1 protein-coding gene is annotated in these 861 nt (G+C 33.0%); it reads left to right on the top strand.

The window, feature by feature from the left end; all coding sequences use genetic code 11:
• Nucleotides 1–147 precede the first annotated feature (147 nt).
• Nucleotides 148–843: an NADase-type glycan-binding domain-containing protein gene (locus JCM15579_RS19925; RefSeq protein ID WP_054723056.1), complete on the top strand. Its 696-nt coding sequence runs from the start codon at nt 148–150 to the stop codon at nt 841–843.
• Nucleotides 844–861 lie beyond the last annotated feature (18 nt).

Genomic DNA, 861 nt, shown 5'->3' with positions numbered 1-861 from the left:
CACACACAATATAAAACAGTTGGGGTTCTGTGGTTTGCGAGCATTTGTTCTCGCTTCAACTTTCTGCAACGGTGGATACGAACGCGCTCCGAAAACCCAACCGTTTCATATTGTCAACCGTTGGGCGTAATTAAAAATACTAAGTAAATGAGATTGATACTTTTTATAATTTTCACCTTAAATCCAATAATTGAGAAATTACCAGTTCTCACACCATTTGAAATACAAGGAAAAACAATTATAAATCAATATGAAGTTGATAAGTTTATTGAAGAAAACAAGAATCTAGAGGCAGAAATTCTTGAAGAAGAATTAATGATGGAGTTCTATTTCCCAAATTGGGGAGAAGGTTCCTGTTGGGGTGATTGTTGGTATAATTGTGTTAACAATGCAAGTGTCAAATCAAAAACGAATTTAAAACCAATTGGAAAGAACAATTACAATGCAAATCTTGCTCATGATTTCGACCTTAGAACGGCATGGGTAGAAGGTGCAAGTGGGTATGGAATTGGAGATTATCTGGAATATGAAATTTCTACTATAGAAGAACCAACGGTTAAATTAACAGAAATAATAGTGGTTAATGGCTATGTAAAATCACTTAAGGCTTGGAATAACAACTCAAGAGTAAAAAGCATGAAAATGTATGTAAGTAATAAGCCTGTAGCTATAATTAATTTAGAAGATACACATGCCTATCAAAGAATTAATATTGAGAAATATATACCAGAAAATGTTTATGTAATGACAATACGCTTTGAAATTACTGATATTTATAAGGGAGACAAATTTAGCGATACAGCCATTACGGAATTAATGTTTAATGGTAAAGGGTGTCTTTGATGAATAAACTACGCCCAA

The organism is Marinifilum fragile JCM 15579 (assembly GCF_001310955.1).
GTDB classification, from domain to species: Bacteria; Bacteroidota; Bacteroidia; order Bacteroidales; family Marinifilaceae; genus Marinifilum; species Marinifilum fragile.
Note: the sequence above shows the minus strand (reverse complement) of the source record. Positions and strands in the feature narration are given on the sequence as shown.